Annotated in this window: 16 protein-coding genes and 1 tRNA gene; 11 read left to right on the top strand and 6 right to left on the bottom strand. The window is 42.6% G+C overall.

What is annotated here, in order from left to right; genetic code table 11:
• Positions 1–88: 88 nt before the first annotated feature.
• Positions 89–1,819 carry an Rqc2 family fibronectin-binding protein gene (locus AC5JL8_RS07420; RefSeq protein ID WP_495879556.1) on the top strand — a complete coding sequence of 577 codons (1,731 nt, stop codon included), beginning with the start codon at positions 89–91 and terminating at the stop codon, positions 1,817–1,819.
• Between the two features lie 1,094 nt (positions 1,820–2,913).
• Here AC5JL8_RS07420 and AC5JL8_RS07415 read toward each other — a convergent pair.
• Positions 2,914–4,569: an iron uptake porin gene (locus AC5JL8_RS07415; protein WP_495879138.1), complete on the bottom strand. Its 1,656-nt coding sequence runs from the start codon at positions 4,567–4,569 to the stop codon at positions 2,914–2,916.
• A gap of 424 nt (positions 4,570–4,993) precedes the next feature.
• Here AC5JL8_RS07415 and AC5JL8_RS07410 point away from each other — a divergent pair, with 424 nt between their 5' ends.
• Together AC5JL8_RS07410 and AC5JL8_RS07405 are read left to right on the top strand one after the other, a co-directional pair.
• The gene (locus AC5JL8_RS07410; protein ID WP_495879137.1) at positions 4,994–5,977 is read left to right on the top strand and encodes a metal ABC transporter substrate-binding protein; all 984 of its coding nucleotides are present in this window, start codon (positions 4,994–4,996) and stop codon (positions 5,975–5,977) included.
• 107 nt (positions 5,978–6,084) lie between these two features.
• Positions 6,085–6,864: a metal ABC transporter ATP-binding protein gene (locus AC5JL8_RS07405; RefSeq protein ID WP_495879555.1), complete on the top strand. Its 780-nt coding sequence runs from the start codon at positions 6,085–6,087 to the stop codon at positions 6,862–6,864.
• 151 nt (positions 6,865–7,015) lie between these two features.
• Here AC5JL8_RS07405 and AC5JL8_RS07400 read toward each other — a convergent pair whose 3' ends face one another.
• The gene (locus AC5JL8_RS07400; protein ID WP_495879136.1) at positions 7,016–7,372 is read right to left on the bottom strand and encodes an ArsR/SmtB family transcription factor; all 357 of its coding nucleotides are present in this window, start codon (positions 7,370–7,372) and stop codon (positions 7,016–7,018) included.
• Positions 7,373–7,510: 138 nt separating this feature from the next.
• Between AC5JL8_RS07400 and AC5JL8_RS07395 the strand changes: the two genes are divergently transcribed.
• The 7 genes from AC5JL8_RS07395 to AC5JL8_RS07365 all read left to right on the top strand — a co-directional run bounded on the left by AC5JL8_RS07395 (position 7,511) and on the right by AC5JL8_RS07365 (position 12,334).
• The gene (locus AC5JL8_RS07395) at positions 7,511–8,380 is read left to right on the top strand and encodes a metal ABC transporter permease (RefSeq protein ID WP_495879135.1); all 870 of its coding nucleotides are present in this window, start codon (positions 7,511–7,513) and stop codon (positions 8,378–8,380) included.
• A gap of 75 nt (positions 8,381–8,455) precedes the next feature.
• Positions 8,456–8,528, top strand: a tRNA-Phe gene (locus AC5JL8_RS07390).
• A 440-nt stretch (positions 8,529–8,968) separates the two neighbouring features.
• Complete coding sequence (locus AC5JL8_RS07385) at positions 8,969–9,304, top strand: hypothetical protein (protein ID WP_495879134.1); 336 nt, start codon at positions 8,969–8,971, stop codon at positions 9,302–9,304.
• A gap of 129 nt (positions 9,305–9,433) precedes the next feature.
• Positions 9,434–9,814, top strand: coding sequence for a YtxH domain-containing protein (locus tag AC5JL8_RS07380; RefSeq protein ID WP_495879133.1), 381 nt, complete (start codon positions 9,434–9,436; stop codon positions 9,812–9,814).
• Between the two features lie 11 nt (positions 9,815–9,825).
• A complete protein-coding gene (locus AC5JL8_RS07375) occupies positions 9,826–10,407 on the top strand; it encodes a DUF948 domain-containing protein (protein WP_495879132.1) in 582 nt (193 codons plus the stop codon).
• Between the two features lie 376 nt (positions 10,408–10,783).
• Positions 10,784–11,593 carry a TPM domain-containing protein gene (locus tag AC5JL8_RS07370; protein WP_495879131.1) on the top strand — a complete coding sequence of 270 codons (810 nt, stop codon included), beginning with the start codon at positions 10,784–10,786 and terminating at the stop codon, positions 11,591–11,593.
• 111 nt (positions 11,594–11,704) lie between these two features.
• Positions 11,705–12,334: a precorrin-8X methylmutase gene (locus AC5JL8_RS07365; protein ID WP_495879130.1), complete on the top strand. Its 630-nt coding sequence runs from the start codon at positions 11,705–11,707 to the stop codon at positions 12,332–12,334.
• Positions 12,335–12,354: 20 nt separating this feature from the next.
• Here AC5JL8_RS07365 and AC5JL8_RS07360 read toward each other — a convergent pair whose 3' ends face one another.
• The 4 genes from AC5JL8_RS07360 to AC5JL8_RS07345 form a co-directional block, all read right to left on the bottom strand.
• A complete protein-coding gene (locus AC5JL8_RS07360; RefSeq protein ID WP_495879129.1) occupies positions 12,355–13,077 on the bottom strand; it encodes a DUF8619 family protein in 723 nt (240 codons plus the stop codon).
• A gap of 25 nt (positions 13,078–13,102) precedes the next feature.
• On the bottom strand, positions 13,103–13,939 hold the full coding sequence (gene dapB / locus AC5JL8_RS07355) for a 4-hydroxy-tetrahydrodipicolinate reductase (protein ID WP_495879128.1): 837 nt from the start codon (positions 13,937–13,939) through the stop codon (positions 13,103–13,105).
• 148 nt (positions 13,940–14,087) lie between these two features.
• Positions 14,088–14,627, bottom strand: coding sequence for a Uma2 family endonuclease (locus AC5JL8_RS07350; RefSeq protein WP_495879127.1), 540 nt, complete (start codon positions 14,625–14,627; stop codon positions 14,088–14,090).
• A 49-nt stretch (positions 14,628–14,676) separates the two neighbouring features.
• Complete coding sequence (locus AC5JL8_RS07345) at positions 14,677–16,026, bottom strand: HlyD family secretion protein (RefSeq protein WP_495879126.1); 1,350 nt, start codon at positions 16,024–16,026, stop codon at positions 14,677–14,679.
• Between the two features lie 429 nt (positions 16,027–16,455).
• Between AC5JL8_RS07345 and AC5JL8_RS07340 the strand changes: the two genes are divergently transcribed.
• A complete protein-coding gene (locus AC5JL8_RS07340; protein ID WP_495879125.1) occupies positions 16,456–18,600 on the top strand; it encodes a peptidase domain-containing ABC transporter in 2,145 nt (714 codons plus the stop codon).
• The last annotated feature ends 108 nt before the right edge of the window (positions 18,601–18,708 follow it).

Genomic DNA, 18,708 nt, shown 5'->3' with positions numbered 1-18,708 from the left:
TTTAGGATAAAAAACCGCAACAGAGATATGTCTATCCTTTTTGGCACTATACTTAGCATCGACGTTTGAATGCCAACGGCTAAGTATAGTGCAACCAGTTGACTTTACCACTCTTACAGCTGCTTGTAGCGAATTACGCGCTAACTGGCTACCATCACGAACAGAACAAGTTTATCAGCGCGATCGCCATACTATTTCTGTGGCATTACGTACCCTCAAACAGCGGGGTTGGCTAGAGATATCTTGGCATCCCCAAGCTGCCCACATTTGTATTGGCGAGCCGCCACCACGAACACCAGATACTTTCACTTTCAGCCAGCAACTAATACACCAATTAGGTGGTTTAGCACTGATCGCAATTGAGGCGATCGCTCCTTGGGAGCGTGTCGTTGATTTGCAATTTGCCCGTCGTCCCGGAGAAAGCGCTCTCTATCACCTCTACGGGGAAATTATGGGCAAATACAGCAACGTTATCCTCACCGATGCTAATAACTTGATTATCACTGCTGCCCATCAAGTCAGCCAGCAACAATCTAGTGTCCGTCCCATCCAAACCGGACAATTTTATGAAACACCACCCAAACTGACTGGCCCGGTTCCTAGTTTGAGTGAATCTCAAGAACGTTGGCAAGAACGGGTAAGCTTAGTGCCAGGAGCAATCAAGCGTCAGTTGCTCAAAAGTTATAGCGGCTTGAGTGCAGCACTGGTAGAGTCAATGGTGCAATCAGCAAACATAGCGCCAGAAACCAACACCGATTCTCTTACCCCTGAAGATTGGCAAAGACTGTTCGCGCATTGGCAAGAATGGTTACAAGCTTTGAAAGATGAAGAATTTCAGCCAGCTTGGACTAAACAAGGATACACCGTACTTGGTTGGGGTGCAGTTACGCCAGCAAAAGACATCCAAGAGTTACTCAACCGCTACTACACCGATCAGCTCAATGAACAGTTATTTTCACAACTCCGGCATCAACTAAGTCAAAAGCTAAATAATATTTTGGCAAAATTACGGCTTAAGGCTAATACTTTTAAAGAACGCTTGCAGCAATCAGATCGCGCTGATGAGTATCGCCAAAAAGCTGATTTATTGATGGCTCACCTGCAAAATTGGGAACCGGGGATGAAGGAAATTACCCTTCCTGATTTTGAAACTGGCTTACCATTAGCGATCGCCCTTCAGCCAGATAAAAATGCGGTGCAAAATGCCCAAAACCTTTACAAGCAACACCAAAAGCTCAAACGCGCTCGTGCAGCTGTAGAACCGCTACTGTTGGAAGTGAATGCTGAAGTTGAATATTTGGAGCAAGTAGAAGCTGCAATTACTCAGATAGACAAATACCAAACAGCAGAAGATTTGCAAGCTTTAGAAGAAATCCGTGATGAACTAATTGGGCAACGGTATTTAGAAGATCCAGAATACCGCAGCCGTAGTACCAATGAACCTACTGGCAGTAACTTTCACCGTTACCGCACCCCTAGTGGTTTTGAAGTATTAATTGGTCGCAATAATCGCCAGAATGACCAATTGACCTTTCGTGTAGCTGGGGATTATGACCTATGGTTCCACGCTCAAGAAATACCAGGGAGCCATGTGTTACTACGTTTAGAGCCGGGTGCTGTTCCCGAAGAAAATGATTTGCAATTTGTTGCAAATCTTGCCTCTTACTACAGCCGTGCGCGTCAGAGTGACCAAGTTCCAGTAGTTTATACTCAGCCTAAGCACGTCTACAAACCCAAGGGAGCCAAACCAGGAATTGCTATTTACAAGCAAGAGCGCATTCTCTGGGGACAACCGCAATCGATAGCCAACGTGTCTTAAGCAAGTTTACCCACCAAATCAAAGATTATGGTCGTGGGGCGGGGAAATATGGCAGAATTTGGGAAGGCTTTTTTGCTCCTAATACCGTTTCACCTTAAGGTTGATACATTTGGCAAGCTATGGAAGCGGCGGAGGCTAGGGGAGTGAATTGTATCAAGATTTTCGTGAAATGGTATTACATGGTCTTTTTATTGTAAACTCAATACTCAATCTGCTTCACTAGCCAATAGTTACTATCCATCTCCCAAGCTGCTTATCCTCCTCACAATACGTGAATTATGCTGGAAGATAGAAGTTTATAACCTTTATTAGTATATTTTTTTGGTAAATCTTTACAAAAAAACTGTGTTGGCTGTTACAATCTTGTTAAGAAAAGTTGCCCGTTGCATTTTGGGAACGAGCAATTTGGTTTTTACTCTATTGAGAAGACAACGCGAAAAACATTTTTCAGACCAGCTGTGGGAGGCTGGTCGTTTTTTTTTATAGCTATACCAGCTCGCTCTGATAAAGCATATTTTCCTTCAGTCAATTATCACAAAGAAATTATGGTGAGCGTATGAGTTAGCATCTTTAAACTCAACTTAGTATCAGCACAGTTTTTATTGCCTAGTGAGAGGAAGCTTTCTAGCGCGTTTTATAAATATTTGTTGTAAAGCTGGCGCATTGCAAGGGATAAGCAAAATTATTGACTTGCTAGAAATACTAATTAGTAAAACTTTTTCAGTATTTTCTACGTATCCTAAGTTATATTTCTGTTACATTTGCTATAAACGTTATTTCTATTTCTTCTAATTGGTTCTGTGAATAGTGGATTTCACTTAATTATTATCTAATACACTAAGTTATTAATACATAGTTTATAGTTAAACTACATATAAACACTTAAGCAATATCGCGGTAAATAATAGGTTTTAATCCTATGTTAAACAAAATACGTCAAGCACTTGTTATAATTACTCGCTAAGATAAAAATAGACACAAAGTTCATTCGGCATAAGACAATCAACTTAGCAAAAACGCTGGGTTTTGATTTTAATATCAACCGAAAAAAGATGCAAAGCATGGCCTTGCATCTTTTATTGCAACTCTAAAAATTAGAAACTGAATGTAGTTCTGAGAGTACCAATCACAACGTCATCGTTTTGATCGTTGTGATCTGGTGCTGTCAACCAGATAACTCCTGGGGTAATCGTGATATTGTCACTTAGTTTGTGCTGATAGAAAGCTTCGATGTGATACGAAGTGCTTTGGTCTCTATCAAGTCCATTGATGCTGGAACTTGTAACCTTAGGTTCCATTCCTACGATGATGCCACCTAAGTTACCTGTTTGGCCCAAGTCAGGAAATCCTAAAGTGACAGCCCAGTTCCAAATATCCACACTTCCGCGGTTAATTATGTCTCCTGCTGTAGATAGGTTACGAGTGTTGGTATAACCTACCCAACCACCAAGAACTATTTTCTCACTAAGGCCGAAGGATGCTTGTATACCGTAGGAATTACTCGAAGTAGGTACAAGAACAGCTTCTTCACTTCCTGTCAAATCTTGCACAACTCCTCCCAGAAATGAGCCAACGTTTGCTCCATTGCTACCAGTAGCCAATTCCTGATTGTAGGCGTTGATGTAGGTGAAACCAACAGTAAAGCGATCGCTTGGTTTAAAGGTTAACTGTGCTAGTGCGCCATATCCACCATTGAATAAACCATTGCTAGCAGAAGGATCATTAGCTGAATTTGCCAAATATCCTAAACTCAATGCCAATTGATCACTAAAATTGTAGTTCACTCCCAACCCTGCACCATCCATCTGATAATAAATTGGGTTGCGAGTACCAAAAGTGGACAAAGCACCAAAACTACCATCCCCGTCAAAGAGATTTACCGTATCAGTAATGTCATCTGCTGCACCAGCATTGGCAATAGCGATCACTTCTATTTTTTCACCAACAGGAAATTGGTAATATAGTGCATCGATAAAAGCCTCAGTTGTACCATCTTCCCCAGCAAAGAAAAGATTGCCCTCCGGTGTACCAATATTGGGGGAAAGAATATTATTAACTTGGATTCTGGTAAAGAGCGTATCTTCGCCCGTAAAGCTGGTAACTAATTCAACACGCGCCCGCGCTCCAAGAGTTGTATTCTGATCTGTAATTTCTCCACCGTTGACTTGGTTACCTGATAAAACATCGCTGACTACGGCGACAACTTCTCCTTGTAGTTTGGTAGTGGTAGAAAATTGATTCGCCTCCAACTCAGCAGTCTTGGATTCCAATGCATCTGTACGACCTCGTAACGTCGCCAGTTCTGCTGCAAAATTTTCTTGCAGCTTTTGCAGCCCTGCTAAATCTTCTTTTGTGACTAAATCAGCCGTACCCGTAGCGATGATTTCGTTGATTCGATCAAGACAAGCATTCAAACCAGCAGCAAACTCATACCGTGTGAGCGCCCGATTACCCCGAAAAGTACTATTGGGATATCCTGCAATACAACCGTAACGTTCTACTAACGCTTGCAATGCTTGGAATGCCCAATCTGTAGACTGCACGTCCGACAGTTGAGATACTGAGGTAACTTGAGACATTACCTGTTCTTGGCTAGTATTCTCAATGCCTTTTTCTATATCTGCTATAATTTGCGGTTGGCTGATTTCTAAATTGCTTTGTATTTCCCCTGCAACTGCAACAGTACTCAAAAATAGCATGGCGCTACCAACTGCTGGCATAGCAAGCAGAAATTTCCATACTTTGTGCATTTTTTTCCTCACACCTATTGACTGTGAATAGCTGTACTGAGCTGCTCTGAGAACAGTCATTATTAAAAACTATTCTCAAAATATTATCAGGAGCCGATATTCTTTTCTCACAAGATTAAGTCAGGAATTTATGATGAATTAAGTAAGGTATAAATTGCAGCGCATGGTACTTTATTGAAAAATTTTGATGTAATTCGTTACACACTAATTGCGTGAGAATGAGAATTATTATAATATAAAATTAGAATCAGTCTCATTGTCAAGAGAGTATTTGACAATGAGACTTTGTACAAAAAGTACTTATACAAAAGGTGAGGAAACGAGAAAAGTAAATTCTCTTTTTTCAACATCCTCATTACCTTTTGCCTGACTTCTTACTGAAGTCTAAGGCAGAGGTAGCAATTTTTGTGGAGGGGGAAACACTGTGCTTGGAACTCATATAGAAGCTAAAACAGGCAGACGAGGAAGTGGTATTCTGCCTCTAATTGCTCTGGTCATATTATCAATTGCTGGTTGTAACCAATCGAATACTAATCAGAAAGCAGCTTCCGAAGTGTTGCCGAGTTCAGGAAAAACCAAAATAGTAACTACATTTTTACCTGTATATTGGTTTACGAAAGCGGTAGCTGGAGATCAGGCAGATGTAGAAATTTTAGTGCCACCAGGTACGGAGGTACACGAGTATCAAGCAAAGCCAGAAAACGTCAGGGCGATCGCTACCGCCAATGTATTAGTCAAAAACGGTTTGGGTTTAGAGAAATTTCTTGAAGAAACCATCAAAAATGCCCAAAATTCCAAATTGACTCAAATTGATGCCAGTGCAGGTATTAAACCTTTGGGAGAAATTTCACCCGTTGTAAATACTGCGACAGAGGAAAAAAACCACAATCACGAACATACTGAGGGTAATCCTCACGTTTGGCTAGATCCAGTTTTGGCAAAACAGCAAGTAATAAATATTCGGGATGGTTTAATTGCTGCCGATCCTAAAAATAAAGCTACCTATGAAGCCAATGCTGCAACTTATATCAAAGAATTGGAAAACTTACATAATGAATTTCAGCAGAACTTACAAAATAATCCTAACTGCACATTTATTACCTTTCATGATGCCTACCCATACCTAGCCCAACGCTATAAGCTCAAGCAAGTAGCAGTAGTAGAAATTCCCGAAGATCAACTATCGCCATCAGATGTGCGAAATGTAGTCAATACAGTCAAAAAATATAAAGTTAAAGCCTTATTTAGTGAACCAGGAGTAGATAACAAATTACTTAAAAGTCTCTCCCAAGATTTGAATTTAAATTTACAAACATTAGATTCTTTAGAAACAGGCGATAAGAATCCGCAACATTATTTCAAAGCTATGAAAGACAATTTGCAAACTCTGACAACAGCTTGCCAGTAGATTATGATGCCAAAAGCAATGATTGATTTCTTAGCATTTGTTCAAAGGCAATTTCTAATTATTAATTAGTTAATGAATAAGCACCCATGACCAGTGACCAACCACAATTGACATCTCCCATTTTAAAAGTAGAAGGTTTAACCGTATATCAAGGCAGTTATTTAGCTCTTCGAGATGTCTCTTTTGAATTAATGCCAGGGACAGATACAGCCATAGTTGGCCCTAATGGTGCGGGTAAAAGTACCCTGGTAAAAGCTGTCTTAGATTTGATTCCGCAATCTACAGGTAAAATTGAAATATTTGGTCGTCGAGTGACAAATTTGGGATATTTACGTCATTTATTAGGCTATATGCCGCAAAATTTCATCTTTGACCGTAGCTTTCCTATTTCTGTCAGCGATTTGGTAGGGCTAGGATGGGCAAGAATTCCCAAGCAACGCCAGCACAGGAGTTTCTTTCCCAAAAGTTTGTGGAGGAAAGATCGGGACAAATCAGCAGCAATAGCCCAAGCTTTACAGCGAACTGATGCTTATCATTTGCGCCATCAAGCTGTTGGGACTCTCAGTGGTGGTCAACTCAAACGCGTGTTGCTGGCTTACTGTTTAGTAACACCTCGAAAACTTTTGGTATTAGATGAAGCCTTTGCTGGGGTAGATGTGCAAGGTGCGGCAGATTTTTATGTCTTGCTTAACGAATTAAAACTACAGGAAGGTTGGACAATATTGCAGGTTTCCCATGATATTGATATGGTCAGCCGTCATTGCGATCGCGTCCTTTGTCTTAACCAAACTGTCGTTTGTACTGGTAAGCCAGAAATTGCCCTTTCACCACAAAATCTTTTAGCAACCTATGGGCCAGGATTTAGCCGCTACCAGCACCATCATTAATTCAAAATTCAAAATTTAAAATTCAAAATTAAAGATAGTTGGATTAGGGGACTGTTACCCCAACTCAACTGATGCTATGTGTTGTAGATGTAGGGGTCTTAAACCGTTTAATTTACGCTAATCAACAGTAAAGAATAATTGCTCTTATTGCTCATACTTCATCCTTTTCATCAAGGTGTTCCACAACAGCCTGATAAAGATGAAAAATATGGCTATCGTGGAGGTGATAAAACACGTGACGTCCTTGTTTACGATACCTTACCAAGCGCATTGCCCGTAGGTTTCGCAACTGATGCGAGACCGCAGATTCACTCATATCTAATAATGCTGCCAAATCACTAACACACAATTCTTTTTTAGCTAAAAATGAGAGAATTCGGAGACGGTTAGCATCTCCTAAAAAGCTAAAAAAATCTGCCATGCGCTGGGCTTTATCAATACTCAGAACTTCATTTGGGAGGGGTTCAATATCACTATCTATAGCCCAGTTAGGATTGTACTGAATCATTTTTGATCATAATTAAATTATTTACAAAAAAACTGACAAGTTTTGGTTGATATTTGGGTTAGGATTGCCAGACATTCTATGATAAATAAACATTATCTACTTTTAGCTTAAAAGCTAATAAGTTAAAAATATTACAGAATGATTTTTTTTACTGATTGCCAGATAAATTGGCTAGCTGTCACTGCTATTAATGACTTGGTGACATTGTTACAATTTCCCTTTATGCAGCGTGCGATCGCAGGTGCTGTATTGATGGGAATACTTGGCGGTTTGCTAGGTAGTTTCGTCACCTTGCGTCAGTTGTCTTTTTTTAGCCATGCTGTTGGTCATGCAGCATTAGTAGGAGTGGCTTTAGGTGTGCTGCTACAGTTAAATCCTACAGCGATGCTACTGCCATTTACCTTAGTTTTTGGTGTGATTGTCCTCTACTTTATCGATAAAACCGATTTAGCTAGCGATAGCGTACTCAGTATAGTTCTATCAGGAGCATTAGCGATCGGCGTCATTCTCACTAGCCTGATTAAGGGATATCGCGGCAACTTTATGGGAGTGCTATTTGGGGATATTCTGGCTATTGATGCCACAGATTTAATTTTGACGCTGCTTGTGCTTGTAGGCAGCAGTATATTCTTGTTGTCAACTCTACGGCAACAAATTTTGTTAACACTAAACGTAGATGTGGCACAGGTGCAAGGGATTCCAGTCCAATTGTATCGTTATGGGTTTGTAATATTGCTTTCATTAGCTGTTGCCGTGGCAATTAAGGCGGTTGGTGTTTTATTGGTAAACGCCTTTTTGGTCATTCCCGCTTCCACCGCAAAATTAATGAGTCACCATTTTACCCGCTTCCTGGTGTTATCCGTGATTTTTGGTTCTACCTGTAGCGTTGTTGGCATGATTATTTCGGGCCTTTTCAACATAGCCTCTGGCCCTAGTATCGTTCTTGTTCAGTTTCTAGTATTTATAGCTGTTTTCATCTGGATCAAGTTGATGATCAAAGTTGCGTAAAATTTTTTGCTTCAGGTACTTGCAATTTCATTCTAAGTTTGCTAAATTTATTAATCGTGGCAAAGAAATGCGCCCGCCGGGATAGCTCAGTTGGTAGAGCAGAGGACTGAAAATCCTCGTGTCACCAGTTCAAGTCTGGTTCCTGGCATTTAATTAAATATCTTGAAATCCAACGATTTCAAGATGTCTGTGCTTTGTAAGTACTGGCTTATAGAAAACGAATGTCTCAACTTTGAGATGATTTTTGGACATTTTTGCATACCTTTAGACACAAAATGGGTGTAAAACGGGTGTAAAAGAGCTAGAGCAGAGGAGTAATTACACCTTCTAAACCTATTTTCCCTAAAACTCGTACAGGGCGGACAGTTAAGAGTTCTATATCTATTCCCTAACTCTAATGACATCAGCTATTCGAGATTATCTTTTGAGACTCTGTGCATAGGCGTAGCAGTTAACAACTTTATTGACTGAAGTTTGATCGCCTGACCACTAGCGATAAAGGTGAGGGTCTACCGCTATCATTGAGTCAGAGTTAAGTCAGCAGTCTATTAGGACAATTCCTAAAAGCTGGCACTATGAAGGTAAACAATGGTAACGGTAGTTGTTGTTCTTAATACTTTGATTTCGCTAATGCTACTCTACGCGGCTTGGCGAATGCGGCAATTAAAACAGCAACTGAGGATAATAGCAGATACGTTGACTGCTTATGAACGCAGTAGCCATGCATTATTGTATCAAGCACCTGAAACAATTTATTTTGCCCAGCAGAATATTCATAATTTGCGGCAAGGAAACCAAAGCCTAGAGTTGCAAATCCAACAAGTGCAGCAAATTGTTAGCCTGCTGTTTTTAGGGCGGCAAGTCTGGCGGCGTTCTTTTCGGAGGCTAGGCTTCACATTTGGGAAAAAGGCAACAATAAAATAACATGAGAAATTAAGGCAACATTTCTGGCTAATAATTTGTCACTATAGGTTTAAGCAAATAAAATCGCTTGGATCTTGCAAGGGGAGAAAACCCACCTAAAATGGGTGTAAGGAGAGAAACAATATAAAAATGTCTAACAACCGTTCTGGAGTATTTATTGGCGGTTTAATGCTAGGGGCAACTATCGGTGCCTTGACCGGTTTGCTAGTCGCTCCACGCGCAGGGCGCGACACGCGTAAACTATTAAAAAAATCTGCCGATGCCCTACCAGAATTGGCGGAAGATTTATCAACAAGTGTACAGATCCAAGCAGACCGTCTCTCAGCCAACGCATTGCGAAACTGGGATGAAACTTTAGACCGACTGCGGGATGCGATCGCCGCTGGTATAGATGCCAGTCAGAGGGAAAGCCAAGTTTTGAAGCGACAAAACGCTGTTGAGACTCAAAGCGCAGCCTCTCAAAGCGTAGAGAACTCCGATTCTGTTTCCCAACGTTTAGAACGTTCATAGATAGCATAACCGTGATTGATCCCCTATTTTGGTTGGGACTATCCATACTCTTAGTTGCCATTAGTCTGACAGCTGTTTTAGTGGCAGCCATACCAGCTTTGCAGGAGTTGGCACGTGCTGCTCGGAGTGCAGAGAAGCTATTTGATACCCTCTCACGAGAGTTGCCACCTACTCTCAATGCCATTCGCACCACTGGCTTAGAAATCACTGACTTAACTGATGATGTCAGTGAAGGTGTCAAAAGCGCTGGTCAAGTTGTTAAACAAGTTGATCAAAGCTTAGATAATGCCAGAAAACAAGCCCAAAATATTCAAGTAGGCACACGCAGCGTCTTTGTGGGTGTAAAAGCTGCTTGGAAAACCTTTACTCGCCAAAAATCACCTAAGCGGGCACTTGAACGCCTACCAACAACTGAAAAATCACCGCTAACTTTGCGAGAAAGAGAAGCACTCAGACAGGAAAATCGCCGCACAAAATCAGAAGCCTATCGTACTAATGACGGTTACAGCGAAGCTGCTAACTGGGAGAAGAGTTTTGATGAACAAGACTTGCTATCCAAATCGACAGTTTCTGAAGATTGGACTGAGCAATAATAATCATTGCCCAGTAAGCAGTTATCAGTTTTTATGCTGTTTGCTGATTAGGGCAATTGAGTATGACAGATAAGAAAATTCACCGATATAAGGGACTGGGGATTAGCAGAAGCTGCTTTATTCCTGAGACTGTTAAACTAATAACCCTTAAACGCGCATCTCCTTGTCTCCTCATTTTTGCGTCCCTGTCTTACTTGGAACTGGGTAGTGGCTCTGCTCATGCATAAGGCTTAATTCCGCAGCTTGACTTAGATCCTTATAGATTTAATCCTTTAGATTAGAGTAAAGTAAACAAGTGTAAAGAAGTATCTTGTTTCTCATACTGTTTTAAAACAACTTGTTCACTTCTACCGTTAATACTTGTATAAGAACGTCCATGCAGTCTTGTTTTTGGCGACGAATCCTGGTATCTATTGCAGTATTTTTCTTGGCTGGATCAATTTGGGCGATGCACTCTCCCCCAGCACTTGCTTATGACAATCCTGAGCTATTACCCAAAATCTTTACCCCAGTTGTAGACTTAGCTAAGTCTCTCACTGACGTTCAAGAAGAAAGGCTAGTCGAAGAATTAGAGCAATTTGAAGCTGATACTGGCTGGAAACTCCGTGTATTGACTCAGTACGACCGTACACCAGGCCGGGCAGTTATAAATTACTGGAGTTTGGATGACAAAAGCATTCTGTTGGTTGCTGATTCTCGTGGTGGGAACATCCTCAGCTTTAGTGTTGGTGACGCAGTTTACCAACTTCTACCTCGGACTTTCTGGATAGAACTGCAAACTCGATTTGGGAATTTGTATTTTGTGCGAGAACAAGGTGAAGACCAAGCGATTCTCCAAGCTTTAAATTCAGTAAAAGGCTGCTTGTTGAAGGGTGGTTGCACTGTTGTTCCTGGATTGCCAAGAGAACAGTGGATTCTGACTTTAATTACCTCAATAGTTGGTGGAATTGTTTGTGGATTTGCTGCTCAACCCCGTAGCGAAGGACAAGTAATTGCTTGGCAATGGGCTTTAATTTTCTCCCCTTTGTGGGGGATTTTATTTCTTGCCTTTGGCATTGGCCCAGTAGTGACACGCACAAGTGACTGGTTACCGCTAGTTCGCAATATTTCCGGTTTTCTCATTGGTGCTTTAGTTGCCTACCTGTCTCCTGTGTTTAGTCGGCCTTCTTCTAGTGCTAAGTCCTGATTTTTAAATGTTGAGTTATGAGTTACGAGTTTTTACTTAACTTCTAACTCTTAACTCCTCACTCTCTGAAGCTGATAAGCTGAAAGCTGATATCTGAGAAGCTCAAGAATAATGGAATGGCACGTAACTGATGCCCAAAGTTTGGCAATTATTGATAGTGAAATTGGTGAGCATGTATTTTCACCTGCGGAATATGAGATCGTCCGGCGGGTGATCTACGCCACAGCCGACTTTGAGTATAAGTCTTTGATTCGCTTTTCTGAGCAGGCCTTGCAATCTGGAGCAGCAGCATTAGCGGCTCGTACTACTATTGTGGTGGATGTCCCGTTAGTACAAGTAGGTATTAGCTACGCTATTCAAAACACTTTTGCCAATCCGGTATATTGCAGCACTGAAACCTTAACCCGTCCCCAAAATGAAAAAACCGTGGCAGCATGGGGAATAGAAACTCTAGCCAAGCGTTATCCAGAAGGCATTTTTGTAGTCGGTCAAGCGCAAACAGCATTAACGGCACTAGTTAATTTGATTGAGGCTGAAGAAATTCGACCTGCTTTGATAATTGCCACCCCAGTGGGATTTATCAATGCGGATGCTGCAAAAGAACGCTTACAAGATTCTTTAGTTCCCCATATTACAATTGACAGCCGTAAAGGTAATGCGGTTGTAGCAGCTGCCATATTTGATGGACTAGTAGACTTGGCTTGGCAAGCTTACGGGAGAGAAGGGAATAAACAGACTTGAAAACAATAGAAAAGTAAGAATTAATATCTATCATCTTCCTCCTCTGCTCTTCTGCTCCTCTGCTCTTCTGAACGGCGACGCCGCCTTGGTCTGTCTTGTTGGCCTTCACGCAAGCGGCGACTGACTTCATTAAAGAAATCCTGTCTCACAAAGGGGTAATCGCTCACCCATAGATCACGACTGGGAATGTAGATATCACTGAATTCTTCAATGCTGCTTAAATCTGCGCGATCTGACATGACGATCATTTCGGCAATTTGACCACGAGCAATAACTTTATAAGCAGACCGTAATGGTGCTTCAAACTCAATGGTAAATCCTGTGTCGTCACCTATCTCTAAGTTAAGCCGTTTTTCTCGATTTTCTACAATTACTAAATCCCCTTTGTTGTTGACAGTTTCTTGTTTGCCAATTAACTGGTCTGTGATCCACCAATCCAATATTCGACCTCGGAAAAAGCCGCTGTACTTGTAACGGCGGCATTTTGAATTTCGTACACTGGCTTTAAACACTGGATACCACAGCCAGTAAAAAGCACCGACTATCCCCAGCACAAAGACTATCAGATCAAACTCAAACTTGAAAAAGACTTTGACAAGCAGAATCACAACTATGCTAACTACAGAAATTAATAGCCGTTGCAAAAAATTTGAAAACTTTCCCCAGTAGTACTTGTACTGGGGGCCAGTGGCAATCAAGGGGATGACTTGTTCAAATTTCTGGCGAGTCAATGGAACTAACATGAGTGCTGAGTAGTGAGTTTGCAGTTTAGAGGAGCTTTTCTAATCCATATACTAATGACTTTAACTGTAAGACTTTGCGAATTGCTAGTAGTACTCCTGGCATATAACAAGCGCGATCGCTCGTATCATGCCGTAAAGTATAAATTTGTCCTGCTGCGCCAAAAATTACTTCTTGATGGGCAATCAGCCCTGGTAACCGCACACTGTGAATTCTAATTCCTTCTTCTGCTAGGCTACCTCTTGCTCCTGCTAATTTCTCCGTCTCTTCTACAAGTGCAGGGTTAAAAGATTTACCTATTTCTGCTAGCATCTGTGCAGTTTGAATGGCTGTACCACTAGGAGCATCAGCTTTTTGATTATGATGCAGCTCAATAATTTCTACATGGTCAAAATATTGCGATGCTGCGATCGCTGCTTGTTGTAACAGTACCATGCCAATAGAGAAGTTAGGAATAATCAAACAGCCAGTGCTAGCTTTGTCGGCAAAGTCTGCCAAGTCTTGAATTTGTTCTAAGCTTAACCCTGTAGTGCCAACAACCGGACGAATTCCATAGGCGATCGCACTACGAATATTGTCATAAACTGAATCAGGATGGGTAAAGTCTACCATCACCCCTGGTGGCCCCTGTCTTTCGCCAGCCACATACCCTAGCATCGGTTCTAATTGATTGGTAATTGGTACTTCTAAAGGTTCGCTTAAACCTGCCAACTCTCCGGCATCTTTATCTTGATGTTCGGGACTGCTATCAATTGCACCCACTAGGTTTAAATCAGGTGCTTGTGCTACAGCTTTTACTACCTCGCGGCCCATTTTGCCAGCAGCACCGTTGATAATAACTGGGATAGGAGCTTGATTTGTCATAGATCGAGCAAAACTTTTTTAACTAACAAAGGAATTGTAAAGACTTTAGTGATCTGGTAGCTAGCTTCTCAAATCTCTTGTCAGCAATTTCCAGACTTTCGTTGCTTGCTAGATAGATTTTTCAACCTTGGCGCTGAGTTCAACAAAATTACTCAAACACTGGTGACCAAATATCTGCAACTACCACTTCCCAGCCAGGAAGTAAGTCTGGGAGAGTCAGCACATCACCATCTCGCAATATGATTTTTTCAGCAACACGGTAAACTTCCAGAGTTCGAGTTTTAGGGTCGATTAAAATGCCAATTTGACTACCCAGGCTGATAAATTCCTGAATTTTCTGGCGGAGTTTATCGAGCGAATCAGTTTTAGACTTAACCTCAACTACTAAGTCTGGAACTAATTCTGCATACTCCTCTGTGGAACGTTTGAGTCTCTCTGCTCTCACAAAAGATACATCTGGCGCACGTAAATCTGTGTTGGGTAATTTGAAACCAGCGCTAGAACCAGCTACGCGTCCCAACTGACGAGGCCTTACCCAATTCCTTAATAGTGCTGCAAACTCAGTTCCTACTTCTTCAGATTCATAACCGGAAGGACTCATGATCACTATATTCCCATCAACCAATTCCATGCGATAGTCAGGATAAGCTGCCTGCATTTTTTCTAGGTCTTTGACAGTAAGAGACATAATGCCTCCTGAAACATCTGAATTTATCTTGGCATTTCTCAGAACCTGTTTATACCCCTGTTAGCAGCCTCATCTTTCTGAAAAAGAAGGTGAGTACAGTTTCCTTGCGGGTGATGATATCTGCGCTGCCATCCATTCCGGCTTGCAAATTGCACTGACTGGCATCTGTCTTAAGGAACAAGGTCTGCGGTTGAATGGTTACTTCATAATGGGCGCGTGAAATAACTTGAGTTGTGGCTATTGCCTGATCAGACTGAGGTGCGATCGCATCGGGAGAAATCGTGATAACTCTGCCTGCAAGAGTGCCGTAATCAGGATAGGGGCAGCCTGATACTTTGATATTTACAGTTTGCCCAACTTCCACTCGCCCGATTTCCTGAACAGCTACAAATGCTTTCACAACTAGGGGTACGTCCTTTGGTGCTAGCTGGGCAACCACATCACCGAGTTGAACGAGTTGGTCGACGTTACGCAAGTTCAGTTGTTGAATTGTGCCATTTACCGAGGAGCGAATTACAGTATTGCCTAACTCTGTTTCGACTTGCTGGAGTTCTTGGCGATCGCGGGTTAGCTCATTCTGAAGCCTAGCTGTTTGTTGAATCAGTGCTTGCCGTTCTTTATTTAAAGTTGCCAAAGTCGATGCTCCGCGGGCACGTTCTTGGGCTATTCGCTCACCAGCGATATCTACTGATGCAGCACTGGGATTAAGTGCTGCCTGGGTACGTTGCAGGCGGGCAAGGGCAGCTTCCAACACTGCTGCTTTTTCACTAATCTGCAACTTGGTAATGGCTCCTGTATTAGCTAATTCTTGATAGCGGGCTAATTCCTCCTGTGCCAGTTGCGCTGCTGCTTTGGCTTCTCGCATCTCTGCTTGGGTTGTTAGCTGTCGCTGTTGATGTTGCCGTTGGTTGAGTTTGAGTTCTGCTGTTGCTGCGGCGATCGCACGCCCAATTACCTGTTTTTCGGCTGTCATTTGAGCTTGTAGTGCCTGTTTTTGCGCTTCGATTTGCTTCAATTGCCGTTGAGTTTCCCGGATACTGCTCAATAATTGAAGTTTCTGGCTTTGTAAACGAGAGTCATCCAAGGAGGCGATCGCCTCTCCTTGCTGCACTACTTGGTTTGCTTTCACGTGGAGCCGATTCACTTTTCCGGTTGCCGCTGCTTGGATAATTCGCAGTTCTCCCATTGGGCGGATGTTTACTGGAGCTTTGACTGTCGCCGGATACTTAAGCACTGCCGCTAAAGCAACAGCTGCACCGAAAATGGCAAGCATAGCCACACCACCGAGAGTTGCCCAATGTCCTACAGGCGGCAGAAACTCATTCGGCTGTACCGGACGCAACGCTTCCAGATTAACGGGAGAATAGTTCTGAGTGTTCAATGGCTTGCTAGAACTCATGTTTCAAAGCGCTAAAGTGCCGACTAGGTGAGATGAACAGTTATGAGTGCTGAACGATAGATTTATTACTCTATTGGCTCATAACTTAGAACTCAACACTGTCTTAGCACTAAGTTTATTTAAAGTCTCTTTGGTAGAGTAATATTGCTACGTAGCAAAAATAACCATCTTGTTCAAAATCAAGCAAAGGCTTTTGTCTCCTTGCACTAGTACTCGACCAACCCAAAATTATTAGGTGAGGCCAAGCTCTTTGAGCGGGGGTAGCAGGGGTAGCAGGGGGAGAAAGAGTGTTTAAATGTAACTTCTTGGCTTCCCCAGCCTCAAGAGCTTGCCAGACCACATTATTCTTTTGATCTTTTAAAGTTTAACCAGTTGTGCGTAAGCGGTGAGCAAGACACAGGAAACCGACCATCAGCTTTCAACATTTCCATGAAATATTCAGTCGTTCCCCAGCATAGTGAAGAAGACTGCGGTGCAGCTTGTCTCGCCACCGTTGCCAAATTCTATGGACGTACATTTGCAATCTCGCGGGTTCGAGAAGCAGTGGGAACTGGGCAGTTAGGGACAACACTGCTGGGGTTACGTCGAGGGGCTGAAACTTTAGGATTTAACGCCCGTCCTGTGAAGGCGACACCCTTGCTTATTGAGCGCCTCAACGAAATTCCCCTGCCTGCGATTATTCACTGGAAGGGCTACCACTGGGTCGTCCTGCACGGTCGCAAAGGCAAAAAGTACGTGATTGCAGATCCGGCAGTAGGAGTGCGCTATCTCAACCGTGAGGCGCTTACAGAGTCCTGGTCGAATGGGGTTATCCTGCTTTTGGTGCCAGATGAAAGTCGCTTTTACGAGCAAGCTAATGACCAAATTACTGGCTTTGGGCGCTTCTTACGGCGTATTTGGCACTATCGCCACTTGGTTGCAGAAGTTCTACCCCTGAATCTTGTGATTGGATTGCTTTCTCTGGCATTTCCCCTATTGATTCAGGTGTTAACCGATGATGTATTGGTAAGAAGGGATACAGAACTGTTAGTGACAGTGGCGATCGCAGTCTCTGTGATGATTGTCTTTAGTAGCCTACTTCGCCTGATCCAAGCGCACCTAGTAGTCCATTTTGCTCAACGCCTAGAGTTAGGATTGGCATTGGATTTTGGCCGTCAAATTTTGCAACTACCCCTAAGTTACTACGAAGCTCACCGCAGTGGCGAGATTGTGAGCCGCCTGCGGGACATTCGAGAAATTAATTTGCTGATTTCTCAAGTAGTCACCACTCTGCCTAGTGAGTTATTCATCGCTTTCGTATCTCTAGGGCTAATGCTGGTTTATAGTTGGCAGCTAACTGCCTGTGCGATCGCGGTATCTTTCCTCATGAGTATATCAACCCTACTCTTCCTGCCTACTTTACGACAAAAGACCCGCGATGTTTTAGTCATTGATACAGAAAACCAAGGACTTTTAGTTGAGACTTTCAAAGGAGCCTTAACCCTTAAAACCACTAATGCCTCACCTCAAGCTTGGGAAGAACTGCAAAGCCGCTTCGGTTCACTGGCAAATGTCACCTTCCAACTTTTACAGATCAGTATTGTCAATGGCGTGTTTTCTAACTTTGTTTCTGGGCTAGGTTCTTTAGCTGTCCTTTGTTTTGGCAGCCTTTTAGTAATTCGCCAAGAACTTTCTATCGGTCAACTACTGGCATTCAACGGCATGAACCGCAACTTTACAGCACTGATTAGTACCGTAATCAGCTTTGTTGACGAGTTCGCCCGTGCCCAAACTGCCATTCAACGCCTGAGCGATATCATCGACGCTACACCAGAGATTCCGAATAACGCTCCTCAAGATTGGGCAGAAATTCCTGCTGATGCTGACATCACCTGCAAGGAGATCAACTTTCATCACACTGGTCGAGTGGACTTGCTGCAAAACTTTTCTCTGACTATCCCTGGTGGCAAAGTGATAGCGCTGATTGGTAAGTCTGGTTGTGGCAAAAGTACCTTGGCAAAACTGATTGCCGGTCTTTACACACTACAATCTGGCAATATCCGCTTTGGCCATTACAATCAATCTGACCTGTCTTTAGGTTGCTTGCGTCAGCAGGTTGTCCTCATCCCTCAAGAACCGCACTTCTGGAGCCGTTCAATTATCGAAAACTTTCGTTTTAGCTACCCTCAGGTAACTTTAGAGCAAGTGGTAAATGCTTGTAAGATTGCTGGTGCTGACGATTTCATCAGCGAACTACCAGACAAATATCAGACTGTACTCGGAGAATTTGGTGCTAATCTCTCTGGAGGACAAAGGCAACGGTTAGCGATCGCACGAGCAATTGTCACTGATCCACCCGTGCTAATTTTGGATGAATCCACTGGCGCACTTGACCCAGTGACGGAAGCCGAGGTACTCGATAAATTACTGGCACATCGTCAAGATAAAACAACAATCATGATCAGTCATCGTCCTAGAGTCACTCAAAGAGCAAATTGGATTGTACTGTTAGATAAAGGCGAACTTAAACTAACAGGAACCCTAGAAGAGTTAAGTCAACTTCCGGGACAACATCTGGATTTTCTAAACCCTTAAATTACAGTTTTTTTGCGGTTGTTTGAGAATTTCCCTTCGTGTTCGGAACTCGCAATGTCGAGCTTTTTACTCAAAACTTCGTGTTCGGAACTCGCAATGTCGAGCTTT

The organism is Mojavia sp., from assembly GCF_059505145.1.
This window is presented reverse-complemented; position numbering and strand designations above follow the sequence as displayed.